Source organism: Bacillus sp. PS217, assembly GCF_037963535.1.
GTDB classification, from domain to species: domain Bacteria; phylum Bacillota; class Bacilli; order Bacillales; family Bacillaceae; genus Bacillus; species Bacillus subtilis.
Genome location: NZ_CP150157.1, coordinates 1087930 through 1114460 on the forward strand (window position 1 = coordinate 1087930; position 26531 = coordinate 1114460).

Consider the following 26531-nt stretch of genomic DNA (forward strand, 5'->3'; position numbering starts at 1 on the left):
AGATTATTCATAGGCGGGCGGAAGGTGCCGGGACAGAGTGGAGGGTTATGATGGAAGATGAACATTGATCTGTTTCAGCTGCTCAATCAGATGATGCCTTAATACTCTATTCGCTTTTTGCAGATGTTTTGGGAAGCATTCAGGAGAAAAAATGACGCACCCTTCAGCAAGCCAGTTTTTTCTATAGGCGATGATGCTTTCCGATGGCTCTAAATATGAATCATCCTCGTGCTGCATCTCGTAATCATCAAATCCGAACTGAAAACCGCAGCACGGGCAGATTTCATAAGAATGATTGCCTTCATGATCATATGGCGGTTCAGCCAATCCCTTAAACCCGCAGACTGGGCAAGTATGCTTCATTTTGCTTTCCTCCCAATAAAATAAGCTGCCGGACATGCCGGCAGCTATTCGACAGCGAAATATGTGGTGACATAGGAAGGCCGGGAGAAGATCGACGTTGTGTCAATTCCGGCAGATGTATCGCGTTTTTTGTGGGCTTCTTTGTAAGAACCGGACTGCTGCCAGTCTTGAAAGGCGCTTTCCGTTTCCCACAAGGTCAGAATGACATAGGTGTCACTGTCGATCGGACGGAGCACTCGAATTGCTTCAAAGCCAGGCTCGTTTTCGACTTTTCCCGCTCTGTTTTTAAATCTGTTTTCAAACAGCGGACGTCCTTCCTGAGTGACGGCAATATTGTTCAATACTGCAAAACCGGGATGTTTGATCTCTCCGACTTGGTCAATGACTTCATAAGCGTGTGGTGCCTGGAAAACGGTATCTCCGTTTGTTTCATGAATCAAAATGGCGTTTTCCTGCCCCTGCATCAAAAGGATATTTTCTGAGGGATGCTTTTCTACGATCGTTTTTAAAAAATCGGCTGTCCCATATGTAATATAAACCTTCATATCAGCCACCTCCTGCTTGCTAGTATATCAAAACAATGGTATAAGTTTCTATTGGCGAGTGCTTCGAACATAATTCCAAACAATTTTTCCCATACTACCTTTAGAAAGGCGAGGTGAGTTCATGTTTAAGATAAAGAAAAAGAAACTTTTTATACCTATCATTATTTTAGTGTTAACTGCTTTTCTCGCTTTAATAGGATATATTTCAATTATTTTTCTCGGCCATTATGTCATAGATGAAAAAAAGCTGATACTTCATGCTTCTTCAAAAATTGTTGATCAAAACGGAGATGAGGTTGCAAGCCTGTATACAGAAAATCGCGAACCGGTCTCGATCAATGAGATTCCAAAGCAGGTCAGAGAAGCGTTTATCGCTGTTGAGGATAAAAGGTTCTATGAGCATCACGGCATTGATGCAAAATCTGTCGGAAGGGCAGTGTATCGCGATATATTAGCAGGCGGAAAGGTGGAAGGCGGAAGCACGATCACCCAGCAGCTTGCCAAAAATATTTTTCTGACACATGACAAAACGTTTCTAAGAAAAACAAAAGAAGTGATCATTGCGATTAATCTTGAACGGGATTACAGCAAGGACAAGCTGCTTGAAATGTATTTAAACCAGCTTTACTTCGGACACGGCGTCTACGGCATACAAGCGGCGTCCCACTATTATTTTAATAAAGAAGTAAAAGATTTGACTGTATCTGAAGGCGCTGTTTTGGCCGCTATTCCGAAGGCGCCTTCTACGTACTCTCCGATTTTGCACCCTGATAAAAATAAGGAGCGGCGTGATACAATTCTAGGTATGATGAATGACCAAGGCTATATCAGTGCGAAAGAGGCTGTCACCGCACAGGGCCGAACGCTTGGACTGCACGTGAAGAAACAGTCGGAAACACCTTGGTTTGACAGCTACATTGACCTTGTGATCAAAGAGGCGGAAGACAAGTATTCCATTTCCGGAGAGCAGCTTCTTCAAGGCGGATACACGATCAAGGTGCCGCTCGATTCGAAGCTGCAGAAGACGGCTTACCAGGTGATGAAAGAGGGAAGCTATTATCCCGGAACAGATCAGAATGCCGAGGGAAGCGCGGTCTTTATTAATAACAAGACAGGCGGTGTAGAAGCGGCCATCGGCGGAAGGGATTACACATCCAAAGGATATAACCGTGTCACAGCTGTCCGCCAGCCGGGTTCCACATTTAAGCCGCTTGCCGTATACGGACCGGCGATGCAGGAAAAGAAATTTAAGCCATATTCTCTATTGAAGGATGAGTTGCAGTCCTACGGAGATTATACGCCGAAAAACTACGACAGCCGGTATGAGGGCGAAGTCACTATGTCTGACGCCATTACGTACAGCAAAAACGCGCCGGCTGTCTGGACGCTGAATGAGATCGGCGTTGAAACAGGAAAATCTTATTTGAAAGCAAACGGCATTGATATCCCTGATGAAGGCCTTGCTCTCGCTCTAGGAGGCTTGGAAAAAGGCGTTTCGCCGCTCCAGCTTGCCGGCGCGTTTCATACATTTGCCGCGAATGGAACGTATACGGAACCTTTCTTTATCTCGAGCATAATAGATGAAGACGGAGAAACAATAGCCGATTATAAAGAAGAAGGAAAGCGGGTTTTCAACAAGCAGACGTCTTGGAATATGACGAGAATGCTGCAGCAGGTAGTCAAAAAGGGAACGGCCACGTCCGGCACCTATCACGGCGACCTGGCGGGAAAAACAGGTTCTACATCTTATACAGGCGTCTCCGGCGCGACAAAGGACGCCTGGTTTGCAGGCTATACGCCGAAAATAACCGGGGCAGTCTGGATGGGCTATGACAAAACGGATCAAAACCATTATTTGAAAGCCGGGAGCTCATACCCGACGCGGCTGTTTAAGGATATTTTGACACAGGCAGGAGAAACCGGTCATGTGTTCACAAAGCCTAAAAACGTTAAAGACCTGGAAAGCCCGATTGAGCTGAAGCCGGTCAAAACACTCACAGCCGATTACACATTTAAAGCAGCGGGGCTCTTTACTATTGAATTAAAGTGGGACGCTCAAGAGGATGATCGGGCCGTATACAGAATTTATGTAAACAAGGACGGCGAGGAGACGCTTCTTGATTCGGTTGAAGGGAAGGGAAGCTATGAAATTCCTTATGCCAACTTATTTTCGGGCGCGTCTTATAAAATTGTGCCTTATAATACACAGACAAAAAGAGAAGGGGAAGGAACCGATTACGTTCAGCCAAAATTGTTTTCCTCTTAATGGAATTCGGCGATTTTTTGAACTTTGAGCTACATTTCTATACCATTTGCCTAAAACAAGGTATAGTGGAATAAGTCAAGAAATACGAACGTATGGTTGCCGTATGAAAGGTGGAAATCAGATGAGTAAACGAGAAACGTTTAACGAGACGTTTTTAAAAGCTGCGCGGGGAGAAAAAGCGGATCACACGCCTGTGTGGTATATGAGGCAAGCAGGGCGCTCACAGCCGGAATACCGCAAGCTGAAGGAAAAGTACGGATTGTTTGAGATCACACATCAGCCCGAACTTTGTGCGTATGTCACAAGACTGCCGGTTGAGCAATACGGAGTCGATGCTGCAATCCTTTATAAAGATATCATGACGCCGCTGCCGTCAATCGGTGTGGATGTTGAAATCAAAAACGGGGTCGGTCCTGTGATTGATCAGCCAATCCGGTCTCTGGCGGACATTGAAAAACTCGGCCGGATTGATCCGGAACAGGACGTGCCGTACGTGCTTGAGACGATTAAACTGCTTGTCAATGAGCAGCTGAACGTCCCGCTCATCGGTTTCTCAGGTGCGCCTTTTACGCTTGCAAGCTATATGATCGAAGGCGGCCCATCGAAAAACTACAATAAAACAAAAGCCTTCATGTACAGCATGCCGGATGCATGGAATCTGCTGATGTCCAAGCTTGCCGACATGATCATCGTGTACGTGAAAGCGCAGATTAAGGCAGGCGCAAAAGCGATTCAAATCTTTGATTCGTGGGTCGGCGCATTGAATCAGGCAGATTACAGAACATACATCAAACCCGTAATGAACCGGATTTTTTCAGAGCTCGCAAAGGAGAATGTGCCGCTGATCATGTTTGGCGTCGGCGCAAGCCATCTCGCAGATGATTGGCATGACCTTCCTCTCGATGTTGTCGGGCTTGACTGGAGACTCGGCATTGCTGAAGCCAGATCAAAAGGAATCACTAAAACAGTGCAGGGCAACCTGGACCCGTCCATTTTGCTTGCGCCATGGGAAGTCATTGAGCAGAAAACGAAGGAAATACTTAATCAGGGTATGAAATCAGACGGCTTCATTTTCAATCTTGGCCATGGGGTATTTCCTGATGTCAGTCCCGAGGTTTTGAAAAAACTGACAGCATTTGTCCATGAATATTCACAAAACAAAAAAATGGGTCAATATTCCTAAGCATATCTTTTGGTATCTTAATGATATCCTGTCAAAATGTTTGTATCAGATCATTAAAGAGGGTGTAAACAGTGAGTAGAAAGAAAATGGGGCTTCTCGTGATGGCGTACGGCACGCCTTATAAGGAAGAAGATATTGAACGTTATTATACACATATCAGAAGAGGCAGAAAGCCTGAACCTGAAATGCTTCAAGATTTGAAAGACAGATACGAAGCGATTGGCGGCATTTCACCGCTTGCCAAAATCACAGAAGAGCAGGCGCATAATCTGGAACAGCACTTGAATGAAATTCAGGATGAGATTACGTTTAAAGCGTATATCGGACTGAAGCATATCGAGCCGTTTATTGAAGACGCCGTAGCAGAGATGCATAAGGATGGCATTACAGAAGCAGTCAGCATCGTGCTGGCGCCGCATTTCTCCACGTTCAGCGTTCAGTCCTACAACAAACGCGCCAAAGAAGAGGCTGAAAAACTCGGCGGCTTAACGATTACGTCAGTTGAAAGCTGGTACGATGAACCTAAGTTCGTGAAATATTGGGTTGACCGAGTAAAGGAAACATATGCGTCAATGCCTGAGGATGAAAGAGAAAACGCAATGCTCATCGTATCCGCACATAGCCTGCCGGAAAAAATCAAAGAATTTGGAGACCCGTACCCGGACCAGCTGCATGAATCGGCGAAATTGATTGCTGAAGGCGCAGGCGTTTCCGAATATGCTGTCGGCTGGCAAAGTGAAGGGAACACGCCTGATCCTTGGCTCGGACCCGATGTTCAGGATTTAACACGTGATTTATTCGAACAAAAAGGCTATCAAGCATTTGTATATGTTCCTGTTGGATTTGTCGCGGATCACTTAGAAGTGCTTTATGATAATGATTATGAATGCAAAGTGGTTACTGACGATATCGGCGCAAGCTATTACCGGCCGGAAATGCCAAATGCCAAGCCTGAATTTATTGATGCTTTGGCAACAGTCGTATTAAAAAAATTAGGACGTTAAAGAAGGCGATGAACATGAGTGACGGCAAAAAACATGTAGTCATCATCGGCGGCGGCATTACCGGTTTAGCCGCCGCCTTCTATATGGAAAAAGAAATCAAAGAAAAGAATCTGCCGCTTGAGCTGACACTTGTTGAGGCAAGTCCGAGAGTCGGCGGGAAAATCCAGACTGTCAAGAAAGACGGCTATATCATCGAAAGAGGGCCAGACTCATTTCTGGAACGAAAGAAAAGCGCCCCGCAGCTTGTTAAAGACTTAGGTCTTGAGCATTTGCTTGTCAACAATGCGACCGGACAATCCTATGTGCTTGTAAACCGCACCCTGCATCCAATGCCGAAGGGCTCCGTAATGGGGATACCGACAAAAATTGCGCCGTTTGTTTCTACGGGTCTGTTTTCCTTGTCAGGGAAGGCGAGAGCTGCTATGGATTTCATCCTGCCTGCAAGCAAAACAAAGGATGATCAGTCATTGGGAGAATTCTTCCGCAGACGTGTCGGAGATGAAGTGGTCGAGAACTTAATCGAGCCGCTTCTATCAGGGATCTACGCAGGCGACATTGACAAGCTCAGCCTGATGTCGACATTCCCGCAATTTTACCAGACGGAACAAAAGCATAGAAGCCTGATTCTCGGCATGAAAAAAACAAGGCCTCAAGGCTCTGGCCAGCAGCTGACGGCAAAAAAACAAGGGCAGTTCCAGACTCTGTCAACCGGTTTGCAGACCCTTGTAGAAGAGATCGAAAAGCAGTTAAAGCTGACGAAGGTGTATAAAGGCACAAAAGTGACCAAACTCAGCCGTTGCGACTCTGGCTATTCGCTCGAACTGGATAATGGCGTCACACTTGATGCTGATTCAGTAATTGTGACTGCTCCGCATAAAGCGGCTGCGGGAATGCTTTCTGAGCTTCCTGCCATTTCTCATTTGAAAAATATGCACTCCACATCCGTGGCAAACGTCGCTTTAGGTTTCCCTGAAGGCTCCGTCCAAATGGAGCATGAGGGCACGGGTTTTGTCATTTCAAGAAACAGTGACTTTGCGATCACAGCCTGTACGTGGACGAATAAAAAATGGCCGCACGCAGCGCCGGAAGGCAAAACGCTGCTTCGGGCATATGTCGGAAAAGCCGGAGACGAATCCATTGTCGATCTATCAGATAATGACATTATCAACATTGTGTTAGAAGACTTAAAGAAAGTCATGAACATAAACGGCGAGCCGGAAATGACATGTGTAACCCGATGGCATGAAAGCATGCCGCAGTACCATGTCGGCCATAAGCAGCGTATCAAGGAGCTGCGTGAAGCACTTGCATCTGCGTATCCGGGTGTTTATATGACAGGCGCTTCTTTCGAAGGTGTCGGCATTCCCGACTGCATTGATCAAGGAAAAGCTGCCGTGTCTGACGCGCTTACCTATTTATTCAGCTAAAACCTCCGCTTTATCGCGGAGGTTTTTTTGATGTTCAATGGCAATATTGTGTAAAAAAATGATTGAATTGAACAGCAGGTTATGATACATTTGCATATGTACTTAATGACTAAAATGTTCAAACGGTCAGTTTCGAGGTGAATACAATGTCAATAGATCGAAAAAAGCTCATTTTGGAGGCGGCTACAAAGTCTTTCACGCAGTTCGGGTATAAAGCGACGACAATGGATCTTGTCGCAAAACTTGCGAACGTGGGGAAGGGAACCATTTATACTTTTTTCAAAAATAAAGAAGAGCTGTTTGACGAGATTTTCACTACTTTATTAAAGGAAATGAAGCAAAAAGCGGATGAAGCGATGGAGCCGAACCTTCCGTTCCATGAAAATGTGCACAGAGCGCTGTTTGCCATTCTGGAGTTCAGGAAAACACATCAGCTGACGATTAAAATTTTCCAAGAGAATGCCGAGATTGGTACAATGGCAGTTCAGGAAGTGATCCAGAAAATGGAGCGAGCCATACTGTCTTATATCAAAAGTAAGATTGAAGACGGGATCAAAAGCGGCGCAATCAAGCCGTGCGACCCTGAACTGACAGCCTTTGTGATGCTGAAGCTTTATATCGCGCTCATTTTTGACTGGGAAAAACAACACCCCCCGCTTGATAAAGAGACAATTGCGGGACTGCTTGAATTGTATGTTGTCAAAGGATTGTCAGCGAACTAGATAATCCTTTCTCTTTGCAAGAAAATGACCATTTTTCATGATGAGTCAGTTTTAGAATGGAGGCATCAGGATGAACACAATACGAAGTCAGTGGAAAGACATCGTAACAAGTAAAAAATTATTGATTCCCATCATCGCCATTTTGTTTGTCCCGCTTATTTACAGCGGCGTATTCTTAAAGGCTTATTGGGACCCGTACGGCACAGTTGACCAGCTGCCTGTCGTTGTCGTCAACCAAGACAAGGGAGCAACGTATGAAGGAGAAAAACTTCAAATCGGTGATGATCTGGTCAAAGAATTAAAGGATAATAACAACTTTGATTGGCATTTTTCCAATGATCTCGACCAATCGTTAAAGGACTTATTGAATCAAAAATATTATTTAGTTGTCGAGATTCCTGAGGATTTTTCTAAGAATGCCAGCACTGTATTAGACAAAAATCCGAAAAAATTGGATCTGAAATACCACACAAATGCAGGTTCTAACTATGTAGGGGCAACGATCGGCGAAAAAGCGATTGATAAACTGAAAGCCTCTGTTTCAAAAGAAGTGACCGAGCAATATACGAAAGTTATTTTTGATAACTTTAAAGATATCGCAAAAGGTTTGAGCGACGCGAGCAGCGGCGCGAAAAAAATTGATGACGGCACAAAGGATGCGAAAAACGGAAGCGCCCAGCTGAAAGAAAATCTGGCGAAGCTGAAGGAAAGCACCGCTACCATCAGTGACAAAACAGCGCAGCTTGCAGATGGAGCGGCTCAGGTGACGAGCGGCATCCAATCACTTGACAGCTCGCTCGGTAAATTCCAGGACAGCAGCAACCAGATTTATGATAAATCTGGTCAGCTTGCAGCAGGATCAGGCGAACTGACAAGCAAGATGAATGAACTTCTTGCCGGACTTCAAAACGTGCAGAAGGGTACGCCTAAACTTACTAACGGGTTGGATCAGCTCAACAGTAAAGTCCAAGAAGGTTCTGAGAAAGCGGCAAAAGCGGAAAAGATCATTAATGCGCTCGATTTAACGAAGCTTGAAACTGCTGTAAACAATCTGGAAAAGTCAGAAACTGCGATGAAGGAATTCAAAAAACAGCTGACTGACTTTGAAAACAGTTTGAAAAACCGTGATCAGGCATTTAAAAATGTCATCAATTCGAGTGACTTCTTAACAGCGGAGCAAAAAAGCCAGCTGATTAATTCTGTTGAGAAAAAGCTTCCGCAAGTTGATGCGCCTGATTTTGATCAAATATTAAGCCAGCTACCTACAGCTGATCAGCTGCCTGACATCGCAACGATAAAAAGCTCTCTTGAAGACGTGAAAGCGCAGGTGGCGCAGGTGAAAGCCATGCCGGAAGCTACATCTAAGCTTTATAACGGCGCAAAAACAATCCAAGATGCGATTGACAGATTAACTGAGGGAGCTGATAAGATATACAATGGTTCTCAGAAGCTGACAGATGGCCAAACTAAACTGACAGCGGGCATCGGTGAATATAATAAGCAGTTCGCAAAAGCAAAAGCGGGCTCAGAGCAATTGGTGACAGGAAGCAGCCAAGTATCCGGCGCATTGTTTAAGCTGTTAGACGGGTCTAAACAGGTCCAAAGCGGATCATCAAAACTCGCAGACGGATCTGCATCACTTGATACAGGTTTAGGCAAGCTGTTGGACGGCACAGGAGAGCTGTCTAGTAAGCTGAAGGATGCGGCTGACCAAACAGGAGATATCGATGCTGATGATCAAACATACGGCATGTTTGCGGATCCGGTTAAAACCAAAGATGATGCCATTCATTCCGTTCCTAACTACGGTACAGGGCTGACACCTTATATCCTGTCAATGGGCTTATATGTCGGCGGCATCATGCTGACGGTTGTCTTCCCGCTGAAGGAAGCGTCAGGACGTCCGAGAAACGGTTTTGAGTGGTTCTTCAGCAAATTCAATGTCATGATGCTTGTAGGGATCATTCAATCATTGATTGTGGCGACGGTTCTTCTATTGGGAATTGGTCTCGAGGTAGAGAGCACGTGGAGATTTTACGTGTTTACGATCATTACGAGTCTCGCTTTCCTGGCGATGATTCAATTTTTGGCTACCACGATGGGCAACCCGGGGCGATTTATCGCAGTCATTATTTTAGTGCTACAGCTGGGAGCGAGCGGAGGAACCTTCCCGCTTGAATTGCTTCCGAATTTCTATCAGGTCATCCACGGCGCATTGCCGATGACCTACAGCATTAACGGATTCAGAGCAGTCATTTCAAACGGTGACTTTGGCTACATGTGGCAGATGGCCGGCGTCTTAATCGGCATTGCCCTCGTCATGATTGCACTAAGCATTACTTACTTTACAATGTTAAGCCGGAAGGAAGAAACATCAGAAGAACAGCCGGCTTCATAAAGAAAAAGAACTTGTTTCCTTGGAAACAAGTTCTTTTTTTGTTACATTCCCCATTTAATAAGCAATCCTGTATAGGTTAATCCGCCGCCAAACCCGAAAAGCAAAACAATTTGATCTTTTTTCAGCTTCCCGGCTTTCACTGCGAGATCGAGCGCTAAAACAATTGAAACCGAAGATGTGTTTCCGTAATGCTCAACACTAGTGAGCGTTTTTTCAATCGGGAACGGTGTTTTTTCACAAATTGACTCGATCATGCGCAAGTTGGCGCTGTGAGGAACAAACCAATCGAGATCATCAGAGCTGAGTCCTGCTTTATGTAAAAGCCGTTCAAATTCGCCAGGGACGGTTCTTGCGGCCCATTTATATACCTCGCGTCCGTTTTGCACCATTTTTCCAGAACCGACAAGCTGCACACCGTTTATTTCATTTCGCAGTCCGGCACGATACAAAATATCGCCGCCGTTCCCGCTTGTTCCTTGTACAGACGCAAGAAATCCCGGCGTCTCTTCATCTCGTTCCACTAACAGCGCACCAGCGGCATCGCCGAACAGAACGCATGTCGTTCGATCGGTATAATCCGTTACCTTTGATAACGTCTCTCCGGCGATCACGAGAATTTTTTGATGAAGGCCAGATGTGATCAATCCATTTGCCAAATGGAGGCCGTAAGTCAGCCCGGCGCATGTCGCATTAATATCCAGCGCGCCGGTGCTTTCCCAGCCGAAATATTCCTGTACGCGGCATGCCGTACTCGGAAAGGCGTAATCGGATGTGGTGGTGGCAACGAGGATCATATCGACATCATCAAGCGTTCCTTTATAACGGCTCTTGAGATTCTTCACCGCTTCTATGCATAAATCAGAGGTAAATTGATGTTCATCCGCAATCCGGCGTTCTCTCATTCCTGTGCGCTGAACGATCCATTCATCAGAGGTATCAACGATCTTTTCTAAATCTGCATTGGTTAAACGTCTGCTCGGCGCATAGGTGCCGATAGCTGTAATTTTTGCTTTTGACATATGAATCACTCCTTATGGTCAGATTATAACACTAGATATTAGTATCTGGTACTAAAAAGAAGGTTTTTTTACAAAAAAAGAGAAGTGTAGATAGGAATCTATGAAAAAGAAAAAGGAGGCTGAAAAATGGTCAGTCAAGAAGCAGTAGTCTTTTTGGCATTATCCGGGGCTATTGCGTTTCTGTTGCCAATCGGGCTGATTGTATGGTTTAAGCGAAAGTATGGTGCCTCGCTTAAAGTGTTTTTTATTGGCGCTCTCACGTTTTTTGTCTTCGCTCAGCTGCTGGAAGGCGGCGTTCATGTTTATGTACTGCAAGTGAATGAAATGACGAAAGAAGCGATGCAGCATCCATTATGGTATGGCATTTACGGCTGCTTGATGGCCGGCATTTTTGAGGAGTGCGGAAGGTATTTGATGATGCGATTTTTTATGAAGCGCCATCATACTTGGGCAGATGGTCTGGCTTTCGGGGCAGGCCATGGCGGGCTTGAAGCCATCCTGATTACAGGCTTGTCCTCTATCTCACTTATTGTATACGCATTTGCAATCAATAGCGGGACGTTTGAACAGCTTTTGGTCAATGGCGACGTCAAACAGGCGCTTTTGCCGATACAGGAGCAGCTGCTGCATACTCCTTCGTATGAATGGATGCTGGGCGGAATAGAAAGAATCAGTGCCATTGCCGTCCAGATTGGTCTGTCTCTGCTTGTTTTGTACGCGGTTAAAAACCGCCGGCCGCTGTTTTTGCTGTATTCTATTCTTTTACATGCACTGTTTAATGTCCCGGCGGTTTTATATCAAAGAGGAATCATAGAGCATGCTGCAGCTGTTGAAATCATTGTTGCTCTTATAGCGGCTTTATCAGTTTATTGGATTGTAAAAGCAAAAAGGGTGTTTCAATAAAAGGTCCAAGCAGCAGCAATGCCCGCTTGGAAAAATGTGAATGGAAATATTCATTAAGCATGGGTCATCAGAATATTTCTGATTCAGTCTTTAGCAATGACAGCAAGAATGTCTGTGTTTTTTACAAGAGAAACAATGGTGTTTCTTTTTCTTCTTCTCGCAAGGGTCATGGCATTCTTTCTTTTTCTTGCAATGGTCGTGGAAATCTTTATCGAACCACTCGTCAAAGAACCAAAAATCATCGAACCAATCGTGACAACGACATTTCTGTTCATGTGAATGACGACAGCACATAGAAATCCCTCCTCTTCCCATGCTCTCTACAGCATATGAGAGATTGATAGGAAAAGATTGGACGGGTCCCTCGGGAAAAGAGTATATTTTAAGTAGAAAATAAAAGGAGGAATGCCCTATGACGTCCGTACGTAAAACGATGGAGCTCATTAAAGAACTTGTATCGATCCCAAGCCCGACAGGAAATACATATGAGGTGATCAATTATATTGAAAGCCTTTTAAAAGAATGGAAGGTAGAAACGGTTCGGAACCACAAGGGCGGCTTAATTGCAACGCTTCCAGGACGCGACACATCCCGGCATCGCATGCTGACAGCGCACGTTGACACCCTCGGCGCTATGGTGAAGGAAATTAAAGCGGACGGCCGGCTGAAAATCGACTTAATCGGCGGGTTCCGCTACAACTCGATTGAGGGGGAGTATTGCCAAATTGAAACCGCCTCGGGAAAAATGTACACAGGCACAATCTTAATGCATCAAACGTCTGTGCACGTATACAAAGACGCGGGAAAGGCTGAGCGGAATCAAGAGAATATGGAGATCCGCCTAGATGAACCTGTTCACTGCCGGAAAGATACGGAGGAGCTTGGCATTGGCGTCGGAGACTTTGTGTCGTTTGATCCACGTGTCGAGATCACATCAAGCGGATTTATTAAATCGCGCCATTTGGATGACAAAGCAAGCGTCGCCTTATTGCTCCGCTTAATTCATGAAATTCAAACAGAAGACATTGAGCTGCCGTATACAACCCATTTTCTTATTTCCAATAATGAAGAAATCGGTTACGGCGGGAATTCGAATATTCCTCCTGAAACAGTTGAATATTTGGCGGTTGATATGGGCGCTATTGGTGACGGGCAGGCGACAGATGAATATTCAGTATCAATCTGTGTGAAGGATGCGAGCGGGCCGTATCATTATCAGCTCAGAAAGCATTTAGTTCAATTAGCCGAGAAGCATCATATTGACTATAAGCTTGATATCTATCCGTACTACGGGTCTGATGCGTCAGCAGCGATCAAATCCGGGCATGATATTGTGCATGGCCTCATAGGGCCGGGAATTGACGCTTCCCATGCATTTGAACGCACCCATAAATCATCTCTTCGCCATACCGCTAAGCTTCTGTATTACTATGTACAGTCACCAATGGTATAAGGGGGAGGACCAATGAAGATTTATAAGCTGAAAAGCACATTCGGCTGGGAAGGTGATGACGGGTTGGGAGAACAGCTGATTCAGCAGATCCTTGCCGGAGAAAAAACCGCCACGTGCGCGCCGAAATCATTGTATTCAAAAGATGAATTGAGGGACGTTTATCAAACAGCGGGTCAGCTTGTTACCGTTTATGATAAACATGACAATCCAAGATGCAATATAAAAGTAACAGATGTCTTTGAAACCATCTTTGGTGCGCCTGATATGAGGTTAGTCAAAGGAGAGGGCAATGGAGACCGAATTGAGGAGTTTCAAGAGGATCATCGGATGGCATGGGCGGAACTGATCAAAAGCGGTGAACTGGAGCTGAATGAGGATACTGTTTTGATTACAGAGCTGTTTGTGCTTGTTAAAGATTAAAAAAGCCTGCGGGGCAAGAACCCCGCAGGCTTTTCATTAACCAGAAATGGTTGCGTTTTGTTCTGTTTTCGATTGGGACATAACAGTTTCTGCTTTCGCAGGATTAAACATGCCTTCCCATTTAGACATCACAACGGCAGCAAGCGCGTTACCAGTCAGGTTGACAACTGTTCGTGCCATATCCATGATGCGGTCTACGCCGGCAATAAAGGCAAGTCCTTCAGCCGGAACGCCGATGGTGCCAAGCGTTGCAAGCAAGACAACAAAAGAAGTACCAGGCACGGCAGCCATCCCTTTAGATGTCACCATTAAGACGAGCACAAGCGTAATCTGGTGCCAAATCGTCAAATCAATGCCATATACCTGTGCTAAAAAGAGTGCGGCAATCGATTGATAGAGAACGGAACCGTCTAAGTTAAACGTGTAACCGATCGGAATGACAAATGAAACAATGCCTTTCGGACATCCGATTTTCTCCATTTTTTCCATGATGCGCGGAAGAACCGTTTCAGAGCTGGACGTACTGAACGCCAGTAAGATTTCGTCCTTCATGTAAGCAAGGAACTTGAAGATGCTGATGCCGGCAATTTTTGCGACAATCCCGAAAATAACAATTAAGAAGAAAGCAAGCGCGACATAAACCAATCCGACGAGCTTTCCGAGAGAGATAAGAGAACCGAGTCCGAATTTAGACACAGTCACTCCGATAAGAGCGAAAACGCCGAATGGCGCCACTTTCATCACAAGGTTTACAACGTGGAACATGGCATGGGATACACCTTCAAAAAAGGCTAATACAGGCTTGCCTCTTTCACCGATTGCGGAAATACCCAATGCAAATAGTACTGTAAAGCAAATGATGGCTAGAAGATCCCCTTCGACCAATGACTGGAAGAAGTTTGTCGGCACAATATGGAGGAACGTTTCTGCCACTGATTTATTACTTTGTTCTTTTTCAGTTTCAACATATTGACTGATGTCCGATTTTTGAGCTTCGTGTATATTAACTCCTGTACCCGGATGGAAGATGTTTGCAAGGGCTAGTCCGAGAATAATGGCAAAAGTCGTGATGATCTCGAAGTACAGAATCGTTCTGAAGCCTAATTTACCGACTTGCTTTCCATTTCCTGCACCGGCTACACCGATGATTAAGCTGGAGACAACAATAGGAATCACTATCATTTTGATTAAGCGTAAAAAGAGATCCCCGATTGGCTGCAGGTAAGTAGGCAATGCTGGGTTGCCATACCAAATGACGCCAACAATGACACCTAGAATAAGTCCAACGAATATTTGTGTGGCTAATCCAAACTTAATTCTTTTCATAGATTACCTCCCAAAAAACAAAGTATCAACATATATCATGAATAGACATATATTTAATCTCACTATTAGATCAAATTATAATAGATAAGAAATCAATTCGTCTATAGTAAATTATATTTCGAAAATAAAGAATATTCAATGACATTATGATAATCACCAGAATTATCTAAAAACAGGTGAGCTTTGACCTAACCTGACTATTATTTCAAAATTAAGAGATATGTGAAAAAATAAGAAAATCCCACGCGTAAGGCGCGGGATTTTCGCTCATTACAAATCGTTTACTTTTATACAGTCATTGCAGATATTACCATAACACTCATGCTGCTCTTCTATCTTTTTTCCGCATTCCGCACACTTTTTCGAAGGCAGGTTTCTAAAAAATTCTGTGATTTTCCCCAGCATAACCAATCCCTCTTTCCCCTTTGTAGTGATTTCATTGTAATATAACAGATCACAAAAATCAATAACTGTTTTGATACAATGTTTAAAACATGCTTTTTTCAAGAAAAATGGGTATATTGAAGGAGGATCAATTTTTTTTGAAAAGATAGGAGGACATTATGAAAGTTACAGTTATCGGATGCTATGGCGGTTTTCCGGCCGCAAATGAAGCGACGTCAGGCTATTTGTTTCAGTCAGGTGATTACTCTCTGCTTGTTGATTGCGGCAGTGCCGTTTTGTCTAAGCTGTTCGGATATGTGCCGGCGGAAAAGCTGGATGCGGTCGTTCTGTCTCATTATCACCATGACCATATCGCTGATATCGGGCCGCTGCAATTTGCCAAGCAAGTCGGTTCGTTTCTCGGCAAAGGAGAGCATACGCTTCCGATTTACGGACATGATGCTGATATAGAACAGTTTCAAAAGCTTACATATAAAACACATACAAAAGGGATCGCCTATCAGCCGGATCAGCCGTTGACTGCCGGTCCGTTTACGATCACCTTTTTAAAAACGATTCACCCGGTGACGTGCTATGCCATGCGGATTACTGACGGCAGCCACACTGTCGTTTATACTGCTGATTCCAGCTATCAGGATTCATTTATACCGTTTTCGAAAGATGCTGATTTATTGATCTCAGAATGCAATTTTTATGCCGATCAAGACGGAACAAGTGCAGGCCATATGAACAGCCTGGAAGCCGGACGCATTGCAAAAGAAGCCGGAGCGGGAGAACTGCTGCTGACACATTTGCCGCATTTTGGCGTGCATGACAATCTTCGCAAAGAAGCGAAAACCGTTTTTAACGGAGAAGTGAATATTGCGAAATCAGGTTTTGTGTGGGAAGGATAAAGGAGGAGCACCATGTTATTTATAGACAATCAAAATATCAATGATCCGCGGATCAATCTTGCTATCGAGGAGTACTGCGTAAAGCATTTAGACCCTGAACAGCAATATTTGCTCTTTTATGTGAATCAACCGTCTATTATCATTGGGAAAAACCAAAATACAATAGAAGAAATCAATACAAAATATGTAGAGGAAAACGGGATTATCGTCGTCCGCCGTTTATCAGGCGGGGGCGCTGTGTACCATGATCTGGGGAACTTGAACTTCAGCTTTATTACCAAGGATGACGGGGACAGCTTTCATAACTTTAAAAAATTCACTGAGCCGGTGATTCAGGCGTTACATCAGCTTGGGGTTGAAGCTGAATTAAGCGGCCGGAACGACATTGTAGTGGATGGCCGGAAAATATCCGGAAACGCTCAGTTTGCAACGAAAGGCCGTATTTTCAGCCACGGCACCCTCATGTTTGATTCAGCCATTGATCATGTTGTATCAGCATTAAAGGTGAAAAAGGATAAAATTGAATCAAAAGGCATCAAATCGATCAGAAGCCGAGTAGCAAACATCAGTGAGTTTCTCGATGATAAAATGACCACCGAAGAATTCCGCAGCCATTTGCTTCGCCATATTTTTAACACAAACGACATTGGAAACGTGCCGGAGTATAAGCTGACGGAAAAAGATTGGGAGACCATTCATCAAATTTCGAAAGAGCGCTATCAGAATTGGGATTGGAACTACGGCCGCTCGCCGAAATTTAACCTTAATCATTCGAAACGTTATCCGGTTGGATCGATCGATTTGCGCCTAGAGGTCAAGAAAGGCAAAATCGAGGACTGCAAAATCTTCGGAGATTTCTTCGGTGTCGGTGATGTATCTGAAATTGAAAACCTGCTGGTCGGAAAACAATACGAACGCAGCGTCATCGCTGATGTGCTCGAAGGTGTGAATCTCAAGCATTACTTTGGGAACATTACGAAAGAGGATTTCCTTGATCTGATTTATTAAGGCAAAACACATCGTTTGAAAGAGCGGTTGTGTTTTTGAAATAATGGAGGCAGGAGGGATTCACATGAAAGTGTTTTTAATCGGAGCGAACGGACAAATCGGGCAAAGACTCGTCTCTTTATTCCAAGATAATCCTGATCATTCCATCAGAGCGATGGTCAGAAAAGAAGAACAGAAAGCGTCTCTTGAAGCTGCCGGTGCAGAAGCTGTGCTTGCGAATCTGGAGGGCAGCCCGGAAGAAATCGCCGCTGCGGCAAAAGGCTGTGACGCGATCATTTTCACAGCCGGTTCCGGTGGCAGCACAGGCTATGATAAAACACTGCTGGTGGATCTCGATGGAGCGGCGAAAGCCATTGAAGCTGCGGACATTGCCGGAATCAAACGGTTTATTATGGTCAGCGCCCTGCAAGCCCATAACCGTGAAAATTGGAATGAGGCACTCAAGCCTTATTATGTGGCCAAGCATTATGCTGATAAAATTCTGGAAGCGAGCGGTTTAACCTATACGATTATCCGTCCGGGAGGCCTTCGCAATGAGCCTGGAACGGGAACTGTTTCAGCAGCGAAGGATCTGGAGCGGGGATTTATTTCCCGTGATGACGTTGCAAAAACGGTCATTGCCTCTTTAGATGAGAAGAATACGGAAAATCGGGCCTTTGATCTGACAGAAGGAGATACGCCGATTGCCGAAGCATTGAAGAAACTATGACAGTACTGACACTCAGGGCTTTTTGCTCTTGAGTGTTTTTTTCTGTTTCTCTATAATGGAGGAGAAAGCTTGGCTTCAATAATGAATGACTATTCATTCACTTTAAGGGGTGGGAGAATGAATCTTGTTTCAAAATTGGAAGAAACAGCATCTGAGAAGCCCGACAGCATCGCATGCAGGTTTAAAGATCACATGATGACGTATCAAGAGCTGAATGAACATATTCAGCGATTTGCGGACGGCCTTCAGGAAGCCGGTATGGAGAAAGGGGACCATCTAGCTTTGCTGCTTGGCAATTCGCCTGATTTTATCATCGCGTTTTTTGGCGCTTTAAAAGCTGGGATCGTGGTTGTTCCCATCAATCCGTTGTACACGCCGACAGAAATTGGTTATATGCTGACAAATGGTGATGTAAAGGCAATCGTGGGCGTTAGCCAGCTTTTGCCGCTTTATGAGAGCATGCATGAATCGCTGCCAAAGGTTGAGCTCGTCATTTTATGCCAGACGGGGGAGGCCGAGCCGGAAGCGGCGGACCCAGAGGTCAGGATGAAAATGACAACGTTTGCAAAAATATTGCGGCCGACATCTGTCGCTAAACAAAATCAAGAACTTGTCCCTGATGATACCGCGGTTATTTTATATACGTCAGGAACGACTGGAAAACCGAAAGGCGCGATGCTGACTCATCAGAATTTGTACAGCAATGCCAACGATGTTGCAGGCTATTTGGGAATGGATGAGAGGGACAATGTGGTCTGCGCTCTTCCCATGTTTCACGTGTTTTGTTTAACCGTCTGCATGAATGCACCGCTGATGAGCGGCGCAACTGTCTTGATTGAGCCTCAATTCAGTCCGGCATCTGTTTTTAAGCTTGTTAAGCAGCAGCAGGCGACCATTTTTGCCGGTGTGCCTACAATGTATAACTACTTGTTTCAGCATGAAAACGGAAAGAAAGATGATTTTTCTTCCATCCGGCTGTGCATTTCGGGAGGCGCGGCCATGCCAGTCGCGTTGCTGACGGCGTTTGAAGAAAAATTCGGTGTTACCATTTTGGAAGGCTACGGGCTCTCGGAAGCATCACCCGTCACGTGCTTTAACCCATTTGACAGGGGCAGAAAACCGGGCTCCATCGGGACAAGTATCTTACATGTCGAAAACAAGGTCGTAGATCCGCTCGGACGCGAGCTGCCCGCTCACCAGGTCGGCGAATTGATCGTGAAAGGCCCCAATGTGATGAAGGGCTATTATAAAATGCCGATGGAAACAGAGCATGCATTAAAAGACGGGTGGCTTTATACGGGGGACTTGGCAAGACGGGATGAGGACGGCTATTTTTACATTGTTGACCGGAAAAAAGACATGATCATTGTAGGAGGATACAATGTGTATCCGCGGGAGGTAGAGGAGGTGCTGTACAGCCATCCGGACGTCAAGGAGGCGGTTGTCATCGGCGTGCCGGACCCCCAAAGCGGGGAAGCGGTAAAGGGATATGTGGTGCCGAAACGCTCTGGGGTAACAGAGGAGGACATCATGCAGCACTGTGAAAAGCATCTGGCAAAATACAAGCGGCCTGCCGCCATTACGTTTCTTGACGATATTCCGAAAAATGCGACGGGGAAAATGCTCAGACGGGCACTGAGAGATATTTTGCCCCAATAAAATGAAAAAGCGAAGCGGTTAGCTTCGCTTTTTCATTTTCAATCCTTTGCTTCTTTTTTAATAATATTTAGCAGCGCCTTTGTATCATTTTTGCTTAATTTGTAGTATGTGCCATCCTTCAAAAAAACGGCTTGCTGGCTGCCGTCAATCCATAGTCTGAATGAGTCATACCGGTCTTTATGAAACTTGATTGTCCCTTCGTAATCAGGGGCTGATGTTTTTTCTGTCTTCACCTGTTTTCCCTGATTCATAATATCCAGCATATCTTTGACGTGCTGTCTTTTTTCAATCTCGATATCTTCCTGGCCGCTTGAAGACAGTGTGATCAAATCCGCGTCTACCGATTGATACACATCGCCTGATCGGCTGTAAAGATAAAAAAATGCGATAAACACAAGACCGATTACCACGATGGCTGCCACTATTTTTTTCATTTGCATCACTCCAAACATTGTTAGTTTTCCCAGCGATCGGGCTTTCCATGCTTAAAAGGGTGGAAAAGTGCGGAACACAGCTTGGTTCTAAGAATTTGAATTTATGATTACAATAGAAGTAACGGGTTGATGTGAGGAGTGAGGCGTTATGCGCAAGTGGATTGCGGCAGCAGGACTTGCTTACGTGCTGTACGGGCTGTTTTTTTATTGGTATTTTTTCCTGTCGGGTGATTCCGCAATACCGGAAGCCGTGAAAGGGACGCAGGCTGATCCGGCTTCTTTCATGAAGCCGTCTGAGTTGGCAGTGGCCGAGCAGTATTCGAATGTCAAGAATTTTTTATTTTTTATCGAGGTACCACTTGATTGGTTTCTGTTTTTTGTTCTGCTTGTCAGCGGTGTTTCAAAGAAAATCAAGAAATGGATCGAAGCGGCCGTGCCTTTTCGGTTTTTGCAGACCGTTGGTTTTGTGTTTGTGCTTTCGCTGATTACAACATTGGTGACGCTGCCTTTAGATTGGATAGGCTATCAAGTATCGCTTGACTATAACATTTCCACACAGACAACGGCCAGCTGGGCTAAGGATCAGGTTATCAGCTTTTGGATCAGCTTTCCAATCTTTACGCTTTGCGTTCTCGTTTTTTATTGGCTGATCAAAAGGCATGAAAAAAAATGGTGGTTATACGCCTGGCTGTTAACAGTGCCGTTTTCGCTGTTTCTGTTTTTTATTCAGCCGGTCATTATCGACCCTTTATACAATGATTTTTATCCGCTGAAAAACAAAGAGCTTGAAAGCAAAATTTTAGAGCTGGCAGATGAAGCCAATATTCCGGCTGACCATGTATATGAAGTGAACATGTCAGAAAAAACAAATGCGCTGAATGCCTATGTTACAGGAATTGGGGCCAATAAACGGATTGTATTGTGGGATACGACGCTGAACAAACTTGACGATTCAGAAATCCTGTTTATTATGGGCCATGAAATGGGCCATTATGTCATGAAGCACGTTTACATCGGTCTGGCTGGTTATTTGCTCGTGTCGCTCGCCGGATTTTATGTCATTGATAAGCTTTACAAGCGGACGGTTCGCCTAACCCGCAGCATGTTTCATTTAGAAGGACGGCATGATCTTGCGGCACTTCCGCTGTTATTGCTTTTGTTTTCTGTTTTGAGCTTTGCGGTGACGCCTTTTTCTAATGCTGTCTCGCGTTATCAGGAGAATAAGGCTGACCAGTATGGGATCGAGTTGACAGAGAACAGAGAAGCCGCTGTTAAAACGTTTCAGGATTTGGCCGTGACGGGGCTGAGCCAGGTTGATCCTCCGGTGCTTGTGAAGATTTTCAGAGGCAGCCATCCGTCGATCATGGAACGGATTCAACATGCGGAGAAAGAAGAGAATGCGCCGGAACATCAGGATGCTGACAAATAAAAAGAAGCAGGTATGGAGGAACCTGCTTCTTTTTACTATTATTGTGCAGCTGCTTGTACGTTGATTAACCCTTTTCCATAGTAGAAAGAGTTTCCAAGATATGTTGCAGTGCTTTCTAAACGATCACGGACTTGCGCGTTTGTCCAAGTCGGGTGCTTAGAAAGAATTAGCGCTGCTGCTCCGGCAACGTGAGGAGTCGCCATGGACGTGCCGTTGTAAGCACCGTAAGTGCCTCCAGGAAGTGTGCTTTGGATGGATACGCCAGGAGCCATCACATCAAGCTCAGAACCTGCGCTTGAGAATGAAGCTCTTTGGTTGCTGCTGTTTACCGCACCTACCGCAATAGTAGAAGGATATTTTGCAGGGTAGCCGACTGTGCTTGAGCTTCCGGACGAACCTTCGTTTCCGGCAGCGGCAGCAACGACGATACCGCTGGAAACGGCTTTATCAACGACTGTTTTCAGCGCTGTAGAACCAGAAGGTCCGCCAAGGCTCATGTTAATAACATCCATATTGTTGGAAATGGCCCATTCAATGCCGTTAATAATCCAGCTATATTGGCCGCTTCCTGTTGAATCAAGCACTTTTACTGCATATAATGATGCGCTTGGCGCTACGCCCAGAACACCGATTGAGTTATTAAGAGCGGCAATCGTACCGGCTACATGCGTACCGTGAGAACTGCCGTCCTGGTATGGGTTTGTTTCAGAAGGTACGAAGCTTGCTCCGCCTCTGACGTTTAAGTCAGGATGAGAAGAGTCAATTCCGCTGTCGATAACAGCTACTTTTACGTTAGAGCCTGTGTAGCCTTGAGAGTGAAGAGCCGGCGCTTTAATTTGAGAAATGCCATAAGGAACAGATTGCGCATATTCATGTGCAATATGATCTTCTTCCACATATGCAACGCTCGGATCTTTTTTCAATTCTTTTACAGCTTTTTCATCCAATGTTGCTGCGGCCGCGTTAACATACTTAAATTGCTTTTGAACCTTTCCGCCTTTTTCAGAAATAACATCCTTTTTCTTGGCGGAACTCATGGCACTCATTGTCTGTTTAAATCCGACAATGTATTTCTTTTCTGTACTGCTTTTTCCGGCAGCCTGCGCAGACATGTTGCTGAACGCCATCGTAAAGATTAACGTTAACGCAAACAACAAGCTGATCCACAATTTTTTGCTTCTCACTCTTTACCCTCTCCTTTTAAAAAAATTCAGAGTAGACTTACTTAAAAGACTATTCTGTGAATTTATTGTAATAGATGGAATAATATTTTAGTAGACCCATTTTTTTGAGATGATTTTATCTCTATTTAGGTATATCATCTCTCGCTATTTCCGTAGAGACTCGAAATAACTATTTTCATACAGAAAAGAACGAAAATAGACATGAGTAAATGTTCATTATGCTGAAATGTCATGCTTTTTTAGGTTAAATGCTCCTGAGTCCCGGCAAATTTCTGTCGAAAAAATTCGTTCAAATGACCTGCGTGTGCTTCCGTGAGAACAATGGATATTATCGTGATATTTTTTCAAAGCATGATGATAAAAGTATTCTGAAAAATAAACTTTACAGAAAAGGGATAGAATGAAAAAATTATTGAGAGGGAGGAAGAAATAAGATGAACATTCGCCAAGCAAAGACATCAGATACGGCCGCCATTGCGCCGTTGTTTAACCAATATCGGGAATTTTATAGACAGGCATCCGATTTGCAAGGGGCAGAGGCTTTTTTGAAAGCTCGTTTGGAAAATCACGAGTCTGTTATTTTGATAGCAGAAGAAAATGGAGAATTCATAGGCTTTACCCAGCTCTATCCAACGTTTTCTTCTGTGTCAATGAAAAGGATATACATATTAAATGACTTATTTGTCGTTCCTCATGCACGTACAAAGGGAGCCGGCTGCCGGCTGCTTTCTGCCGCAAAGGATTATGCAGAGGAAAACGGGGCAAAATGTTTAACACTTCAGACTGAGCACCACAACCGGAAGGCAAGAAGCTTGTATGAGCAAAACGGCTATGAAGAGGATACCGGATTTGTCCATTATTGTCTCAATGTGCCGGCGAAGTGAAAATGGCGGCTTGATGATTTGGTTTTTTGAACGTTCTTCGGTTACGATATAAATGAAAAGGAGTGTGCCGAATGTCAACGTTATTTCAAGCCTTGCAGGCAGAAAAAAATGCCGATGATGTTTCAGTCCATGTGAAAACCATATCAACAGAGGATTTGCCGAAGGATGGTGTCCTGATTAAAGTTGCTTATTCCGGCATTAATTACAAAGATGGTCTGGCCGGAAAAGCAGGAGGCAATATCGTCAGAGAGTATCCGCTTATTTTAGGCATTGATGCTGCGGGTACGGTCGTCTCTTCCAATGATCCGCGTTTTGCGGAGGGGGATGAGGTGATCGCGACAAGCTATGAGCTCGGTGTCTCCCGTGATGGCGGATTAAGTGAATACGCTTCGGTGCCTGGTGACTGGCTGGTGCCTTTGCCACAGAATCTTTCGTTAAAAGAAGCGATGGTGTACGGAACGGCGGGATTTACTGCGGCGTTATCAGTGCATCGGCTTGAACAGAACGGTCTGTCTCCGGAAAAAGGCAGCGTGCTAGTCACAGGAGCAACTGGCGGTGTCGGCGGAATTGCGGTATCGATGCTGAACAAGCGGGGCTATGATGTAGTGGCAAGTACCGGAAACCGGGAGGCGGCTGATTATTTGAAACAGCTTGGTGCAAGCGAAGTAATCAGCAGGGAAGATGTCTATGACGGAACGCTTAAGGCGCTGTCCAAGCAGCAATGGCAGGGAGCGGTTGATCCAGTCGGCGGAAAACAGCTTGCCTCGCTTTTAAGCAAAATTCAATACGGCGGATCTGTCGCAGTGAGCGGCTTAACCGGCGGAGGAGAAGTTCCGGCAACGGTGTATCCTTTTATTCTTCGCGGAGTAAGCCTGCTCGGAATCGATTCAGTATACTGTCCGATGGACGTCAGAGCCGCTGTTTGGGAGCGCATGTCTTCTGATCTCAAGCCTGATCAGCTGCTGACCATCGTGGACAGGGAAGTATCATTGGAAGAAACGCCGGGTGCGTTAAAAGATATTTTGCAAAATCGCATTCAAGGAAGAGTGATTGTGAAGCTTTAACAAGATCAGCTTGCAGAGAATGTTATTTTTCTGCAAGCTTTTTTGTGGACAGGCTGATCAGCTGCTGAACTGCTGTGTCGCGAAGCAAGATTTTCATGTAAGCGGAACTTTCTCTTCCCATTTTAAAAATAATTGGTGATAATGATTCTCATTCCGTGTTATACTACTCTTGGACATCTTAACCATAGAAACTACCAACAGGAGAGACTGGAACATATGAAAAAAACACTGATTATTCTTACAGTTTTACTTCTTTCTGTCTTAACGGCTGCTTGCTCGTCTTCAAGCGGCAATCAAAACAGTAAAGAACATAAAGTAGCGGTAACACATGATTTAGGGAAGACAAATGTGCCTGAGCATCCGAAGCGGGTTGTTGTTCTTGAGCTAGGTTTTATTGATACACTGCTTGATCTCGGCATTACGCCTGTCGGGGTTGCCGATGACAACAAAGCGAAGCAGCTGATCAACAAGGATGTCCTGAAGAAAATTGACGGTTACACATCTGTCGGCACTCGCTCACAGCCAAGCATGGAAAAAATCGCTTCATTAAAACCCGATTTAATTATTGCTGACACGACCCGGCATAAGAAGGTGTACGATCAGCTGAAAAAAATAGCGCCGACGATTGCGCTTAATAATTTAAATGCTGATTATCAGGATACAATTGACGCTTCACTTACGATTGCAAAAGCAGTCGGCAAGGAGAAGGAAATGGAGAAAAAGCTGACGGCGCATGAAGAAAAGCTTAGCGAGACAAAGCAGAAAATCAGCGCGAACAGCCAGTCCGTGCTTTTGATCGGAAATACAAATGATACGATTATGGCCAGGGATGAAAACTTCTTTACATCGAGACTTTTAACACAGGTCGGCTATCGATATGCAATCAGTACGTCAGGTAATAGCAATTCAAGCAATGGCGGCGACTCTGTGAATATGAAAATGACACTGGAGCAGCTGCTGAAAACAGATCCGGATGTGATCATCCTGATGACAGGAAAAACAGATGACCTCGACGCCGACGGTAAACGCCCGATCGAAAAGAATGTCCTTTGGAAAAAACTGAAGGCAGTGAAAAACGGGCATGTATACCACGTGGATCGTGCGGTGTGGTCTCTGCGCCGCAGTGTAGACGGGGCGAATGCCATTTTGGACGAGCTTCAAAAAGAGATGCCGGCTGCTAAGAAATAAAAGAAAAGACAGGCAAACGCCTGTCTTTTTCTTATTTGATAAAGCCGGATAAGTGGCTGTTGATATTATAGTCTTTTATCCGCCATTTTTCTTCTGCAAATTCAATGTTGCTGAGGCAGGCGTTGACGAGACGGGTGCTTTGAAGCTCCGGGTCACCGCCGGATATTTCTGTCAGCAGGGCGTGAATTGCCGCACCGTGCGCCACGATCAGCACCTTCTTGTTTGGATACGCCTGATTCACTTTTGCCAAACCGCCCATCAGCCTGTCAGTGAGTTCTTCTAAGGTTTCCATATTCGGATAGATGTTATCTGGATAGCGCTTTGTCCGTTCCTCCAGCGGCATGCCCTCCGCGTCGCCGTAATCGCGTTCCTTAAAATCATCCATCTCGACTATCGGAAGATGCAGATATTCATTAATAATTTCCGCGGTTCTTTTCGCTCTTTTCAGCGGGCTCGTCACAATAATATCCCAAGAAAAGCCCTTTACATATTCTCCGGTTTCTCTTGCTTGGCGTTCACCTGTTGCGTTTAGCGGGATATCGGTTTTGCCTTGGCATTTTTGCTGCAGGTTCCAATCGGTTTCTCCATGTCTTACTAAACAAACGGCTGTCATAAAATCCCCTTCCTGACTTTATTCATATCGCT

General features: G+C 44.9%; 25 protein-coding genes and 1 pseudogene. 17 read left to right on the forward strand and 9 right to left on the reverse strand.

Annotated features, from left to right (window positions below; genetic code table 11):
• Nucleotides 1-45: 45 nt before the first annotated feature.
• Together NSQ83_RS05700 and hmoB are read right to left on the reverse strand one after the other, a co-directional pair.
• A pseudogene (locus tag NSQ83_RS05700) lies at nt 46-363 on the reverse strand (hypothetical protein).
• A 44-nt stretch (nt 364-407) separates the two neighbouring features.
• Nucleotides 408-908, reverse strand: coding sequence for a heme-degrading oxygenase HmoB (gene hmoB / locus NSQ83_RS05705; RefSeq protein ID WP_069322493.1), 501 nt, complete (start codon nt 906-908; stop codon nt 408-410).
• Between the two features lie 121 nt (nt 909-1029).
• Here hmoB and NSQ83_RS05710 point away from each other — a divergent pair, with 121 nt between their 5' ends.
• From NSQ83_RS05710 to NSQ83_RS05735, 6 genes are all read left to right on the forward strand, one after another.
• Nucleotides 1030-3174, forward strand: coding sequence for a transglycosylase domain-containing protein (locus NSQ83_RS05710; RefSeq protein WP_198878832.1), 2145 nt, complete (start codon nt 1030-1032; stop codon nt 3172-3174).
• 121 nt (nt 3175-3295) lie between these two features.
• The gene (gene hemE / locus NSQ83_RS05715; RefSeq protein WP_110109612.1) at nt 3296-4357 is read left to right on the forward strand and encodes a uroporphyrinogen decarboxylase; all 1062 of its coding nucleotides are present in this window, start codon (nt 3296-3298) and stop codon (nt 4355-4357) included.
• Between the two features lie 71 nt (nt 4358-4428).
• Nucleotides 4429-5361 (forward strand): ferrochelatase, encoded by a 933-nt coding sequence (gene hemH, locus NSQ83_RS05720; protein ID WP_014479346.1) that lies wholly within the window; start codon nt 4429-4431, stop codon nt 5359-5361.
• A gap of 14 nt (nt 5362-5375) precedes the next feature.
• A complete protein-coding gene (gene hemY, locus NSQ83_RS05725; RefSeq protein ID WP_110109613.1) occupies nt 5376-6788 on the forward strand; it encodes a protoporphyrinogen oxidase in 1413 nt (470 codons plus the stop codon).
• A 146-nt stretch (nt 6789-6934) separates the two neighbouring features.
• Nucleotides 6935-7510, forward strand: coding sequence for a TetR/AcrR family transcriptional regulator (locus NSQ83_RS05730; RefSeq protein WP_014479348.1), 576 nt, complete (start codon nt 6935-6937; stop codon nt 7508-7510).
• Nucleotides 7511-7580: 70 nt separating this feature from the next.
• On the forward strand, nt 7581-9908 hold the full coding sequence (locus NSQ83_RS05735; RefSeq protein ID WP_163182312.1) for a YhgE/Pip domain-containing protein: 2328 nt from the start codon (nt 7581-7583) through the stop codon (nt 9906-9908).
• A 41-nt stretch (nt 9909-9949) separates the two neighbouring features.
• On the opposite strand, the gene fabHB is transcribed toward NSQ83_RS05735, so the two are convergent.
• Nucleotides 9950-10927 (reverse strand): beta-ketoacyl-ACP synthase III FabHB, encoded by a 978-nt coding sequence (gene fabHB / locus NSQ83_RS05740; protein ID WP_003233200.1) that lies wholly within the window; start codon nt 10925-10927, stop codon nt 9950-9952.
• A 126-nt stretch (nt 10928-11053) separates the two neighbouring features.
• On the opposite strand from fabHB, the gene NSQ83_RS05745 reads away from it, so the two are divergent.
• A complete protein-coding gene (locus NSQ83_RS05745; RefSeq protein ID WP_003233198.1) occupies nt 11054-11830 on the forward strand; it encodes a YhfC family intramembrane metalloprotease in 777 nt (258 codons plus the stop codon).
• Between the two features lie 83 nt (nt 11831-11913).
• Here the strand turns inward: NSQ83_RS05745 and NSQ83_RS05750 are convergent, their stop codons facing one another.
• On the reverse strand, nt 11914-12105 hold the full coding sequence (locus NSQ83_RS05750) for a hypothetical protein (protein WP_003245634.1): 192 nt from the start codon (nt 12103-12105) through the stop codon (nt 11914-11916).
• 137 nt (nt 12106-12242) lie between these two features.
• Here NSQ83_RS05750 and NSQ83_RS05755 point away from each other — a divergent pair, with 137 nt between their 5' ends.
• The gene (locus NSQ83_RS05755; RefSeq protein ID WP_009966936.1) at nt 12243-13283 is read left to right on the forward strand and encodes a M42 family metallopeptidase; all 1041 of its coding nucleotides are present in this window, start codon (nt 12243-12245) and stop codon (nt 13281-13283) included.
• A gap of 12 nt (nt 13284-13295) precedes the next feature.
• Nucleotides 13296-13703 carry an ASCH domain-containing protein gene (locus NSQ83_RS05760; RefSeq protein WP_015252434.1) on the forward strand — a complete coding sequence of 136 codons (408 nt, stop codon included), beginning with the start codon at nt 13296-13298 and terminating at the stop codon, nt 13701-13703.
• A 36-nt stretch (nt 13704-13739) separates the two neighbouring features.
• Here the strand turns inward: NSQ83_RS05760 and gltT are convergent, their stop codons facing one another.
• Nucleotides 13740-15029 (reverse strand): glutamate/proton symporter GltT, encoded by a 1290-nt coding sequence (gltT, locus tag NSQ83_RS05765; RefSeq protein WP_003245579.1) that lies wholly within the window; start codon nt 15027-15029, stop codon nt 13740-13742.
• Nucleotides 15030-15299: 270 nt separating this feature from the next.
• The gene (yhfH, locus tag NSQ83_RS05770; RefSeq protein WP_003244802.1) at nt 15300-15434 is read right to left on the reverse strand and encodes a protein YhfH; all 135 of its coding nucleotides are present in this window, start codon (nt 15432-15434) and stop codon (nt 15300-15302) included.
• Between the two features lie 158 nt (nt 15435-15592).
• On the opposite strand from yhfH, the gene NSQ83_RS05775 reads away from it, so the two are divergent.
• From NSQ83_RS05775 to lcfB, 4 genes are all read left to right on the forward strand, one after another.
• Nucleotides 15593-16327, forward strand: a complete 735-nt coding sequence (locus tag NSQ83_RS05775; protein WP_003233185.1) for an MBL fold metallo-hydrolase — start codon at nt 15593-15595, stop codon at nt 16325-16327.
• A 12-nt stretch (nt 16328-16339) separates the two neighbouring features.
• A complete protein-coding gene (gene lplJ / locus NSQ83_RS05780) occupies nt 16340-17335 on the forward strand; it encodes a lipoate--protein ligase LplJ (RefSeq protein WP_014479356.1) in 996 nt (331 codons plus the stop codon).
• A gap of 64 nt (nt 17336-17399) precedes the next feature.
• Entirely contained in the window at nt 17400-18044 is a 645-nt protein-coding gene (locus NSQ83_RS05785; protein WP_049140680.1) for an SDR family oxidoreductase, read from the forward strand.
• A 117-nt stretch (nt 18045-18161) separates the two neighbouring features.
• Nucleotides 18162-19703 carry a long-chain-fatty-acid--CoA ligase LcfB gene (gene lcfB, locus NSQ83_RS05790; protein WP_029317566.1) on the forward strand — a complete coding sequence of 514 codons (1542 nt, stop codon included), beginning with the start codon at nt 18162-18164 and terminating at the stop codon, nt 19701-19703.
• Nucleotides 19704-19741: 38 nt separating this feature from the next.
• Here the strand turns inward: lcfB and NSQ83_RS05795 are convergent, their stop codons facing one another.
• Nucleotides 19742-20137 (reverse strand): hypothetical protein, encoded by a 396-nt coding sequence (locus NSQ83_RS05795; protein WP_003245187.1) that lies wholly within the window; start codon nt 20135-20137, stop codon nt 19742-19744.
• Nucleotides 20138-20285: 148 nt separating this feature from the next.
• Between NSQ83_RS05795 and NSQ83_RS05800 the strand changes: the two genes are divergently transcribed.
• Nucleotides 20286-21566, forward strand: a complete 1281-nt coding sequence (locus NSQ83_RS05800) for a M48 family metallopeptidase (RefSeq protein WP_198878833.1) — start codon at nt 20286-20288, stop codon at nt 21564-21566.
• A 38-nt stretch (nt 21567-21604) separates the two neighbouring features.
• On the opposite strand, the gene aprE is transcribed toward NSQ83_RS05800, so the two are convergent.
• A complete protein-coding gene (gene aprE / locus NSQ83_RS05805; RefSeq protein ID WP_015715621.1) occupies nt 21605-22750 on the reverse strand; it encodes a subtilisin AprE in 1146 nt (381 codons plus the stop codon).
• A 434-nt stretch (nt 22751-23184) separates the two neighbouring features.
• Between aprE and NSQ83_RS05810 the strand changes: the two genes are divergently transcribed.
• The 3 genes from NSQ83_RS05810 to NSQ83_RS05820 all read left to right on the forward strand — a co-directional run bounded on the left by NSQ83_RS05810 (nt 23185) and on the right by NSQ83_RS05820 (nt 25886).
• Nucleotides 23185-23634: a GNAT family N-acetyltransferase gene (locus NSQ83_RS05810; RefSeq protein WP_029317568.1), complete on the forward strand. Its 450-nt coding sequence runs from the start codon at nt 23185-23187 to the stop codon at nt 23632-23634.
• Nucleotides 23635-23705: 71 nt separating this feature from the next.
• Complete coding sequence (locus tag NSQ83_RS05815) at nt 23706-24698, forward strand: acryloyl-CoA reductase (protein ID WP_003233163.1); 993 nt, start codon at nt 23706-23708, stop codon at nt 24696-24698.
• A gap of 216 nt (nt 24699-24914) precedes the next feature.
• Nucleotides 24915-25886 (forward strand): ABC transporter substrate-binding protein, encoded by a 972-nt coding sequence (locus tag NSQ83_RS05820; RefSeq protein ID WP_085186344.1) that lies wholly within the window; start codon nt 24915-24917, stop codon nt 25884-25886.
• Nucleotides 25887-25917: 31 nt separating this feature from the next.
• On the opposite strand, the gene phoE is transcribed toward NSQ83_RS05820, so the two are convergent.
• A complete protein-coding gene (phoE, locus tag NSQ83_RS05825; RefSeq protein ID WP_160221472.1) occupies nt 25918-26499 on the reverse strand; it encodes a phosphatase PhoE in 582 nt (193 codons plus the stop codon).
• Nucleotides 26500-26531 lie beyond the last annotated feature (32 nt).

What these genes read in the sequence shown, in the direction of transcription:
- NSQ83_RS05800 (WP_198878833.1), top strand. Translation starts at nt 20,286, where the DNA reads ATGCGCAAGTGGATTGCGGCAGCAGGACTTGCTTACGTGCTGTACGGG.
- NSQ83_RS05710 (WP_198878832.1), top strand. Translation starts at nt 1,030, where the DNA reads ATGTTTAAGATAAAGAAAAAGAAACTTTTTATACCTATCATTATTTTA.
- NSQ83_RS05820 (WP_085186344.1), top strand. Translation starts at nt 24,915, where the DNA reads ATGAAAAAAACACTGATTATTCTTACAGTTTTACTTCTTTCTGTCTTA.
- NSQ83_RS05775 (WP_003233185.1), top strand. Translation starts at nt 15,593, where the DNA reads ATGAAAGTTACAGTTATCGGATGCTATGGCGGTTTTCCGGCCGCAAAT.
- lplJ (WP_014479356.1), top strand. Translation starts at nt 16,340, where the DNA reads ATGTTATTTATAGACAATCAAAATATCAATGATCCGCGGATCAATCTT.
- hemY (WP_110109613.1), top strand. Translation starts at nt 5,376, where the DNA reads ATGAGTGACGGCAAAAAACATGTAGTCATCATCGGCGGCGGCATTACC.
- NSQ83_RS05750 (WP_003245634.1), bottom strand. Translation starts at nt 12,105, where the DNA reads ATGAACAGAAATGTCGTTGTCACGATTGGTTCGATGATTTTTGGTTCT.
- NSQ83_RS05760 (WP_015252434.1), top strand. Translation starts at nt 13,296, where the DNA reads ATGAAGATTTATAAGCTGAAAAGCACATTCGGCTGGGAAGGTGATGAC.
- fabHB (WP_003233200.1), bottom strand. Translation starts at nt 10,927, where the DNA reads ATGTCAAAAGCAAAAATTACAGCTATCGGCACCTATGCGCCGAGCAGA.
- NSQ83_RS05815 (WP_003233163.1), top strand. Translation starts at nt 23,706, where the DNA reads ATGTCAACGTTATTTCAAGCCTTGCAGGCAGAAAAAAATGCCGATGAT.
- NSQ83_RS05795 (WP_003245187.1), bottom strand. Translation starts at nt 20,137, where the DNA reads ATGAAAAAAATAGTGGCAGCCATCGTGGTAATCGGTCTTGTGTTTATC.
- gltT (WP_003245579.1), bottom strand. Translation starts at nt 15,029, where the DNA reads ATGAAAAGAATTAAGTTTGGATTAGCCACACAAATATTCGTTGGACTT.
- NSQ83_RS05755 (WP_009966936.1), top strand. Translation starts at nt 12,243, where the DNA reads ATGACGTCCGTACGTAAAACGATGGAGCTCATTAAAGAACTTGTATCG.
- yhfH (WP_003244802.1), bottom strand. Translation starts at nt 15,434, where the DNA reads ATGCTGGGGAAAATCACAGAATTTTTTAGAAACCTGCCTTCGAAAAAG.
- hemE (WP_110109612.1), top strand. Translation starts at nt 3,296, where the DNA reads ATGAGTAAACGAGAAACGTTTAACGAGACGTTTTTAAAAGCTGCGCGG.
- lcfB (WP_029317566.1), top strand. Translation starts at nt 18,162, where the DNA reads ATGAATCTTGTTTCAAAATTGGAAGAAACAGCATCTGAGAAGCCCGAC.
- NSQ83_RS05735 (WP_163182312.1), top strand. Translation starts at nt 7,581, where the DNA reads ATGAACACAATACGAAGTCAGTGGAAAGACATCGTAACAAGTAAAAAA.
- NSQ83_RS05785 (WP_049140680.1), top strand. Translation starts at nt 17,400, where the DNA reads ATGAAAGTGTTTTTAATCGGAGCGAACGGACAAATCGGGCAAAGACTC.
- NSQ83_RS05810 (WP_029317568.1), top strand. Translation starts at nt 23,185, where the DNA reads ATGAACATTCGCCAAGCAAAGACATCAGATACGGCCGCCATTGCGCCG.
- hmoB (WP_069322493.1), bottom strand. Translation starts at nt 908, where the DNA reads ATGAAGGTTTATATTACATATGGGACAGCCGATTTTTTAAAAACGATC.
- NSQ83_RS05745 (WP_003233198.1), top strand. Translation starts at nt 11,054, where the DNA reads ATGGTCAGTCAAGAAGCAGTAGTCTTTTTGGCATTATCCGGGGCTATT.
- NSQ83_RS05730 (WP_014479348.1), top strand. Translation starts at nt 6,935, where the DNA reads ATGTCAATAGATCGAAAAAAGCTCATTTTGGAGGCGGCTACAAAGTCT.
- phoE (WP_160221472.1), bottom strand. Translation starts at nt 26,499, where the DNA reads ATGACAGCCGTTTGTTTAGTAAGACATGGAGAAACCGATTGGAACCTG.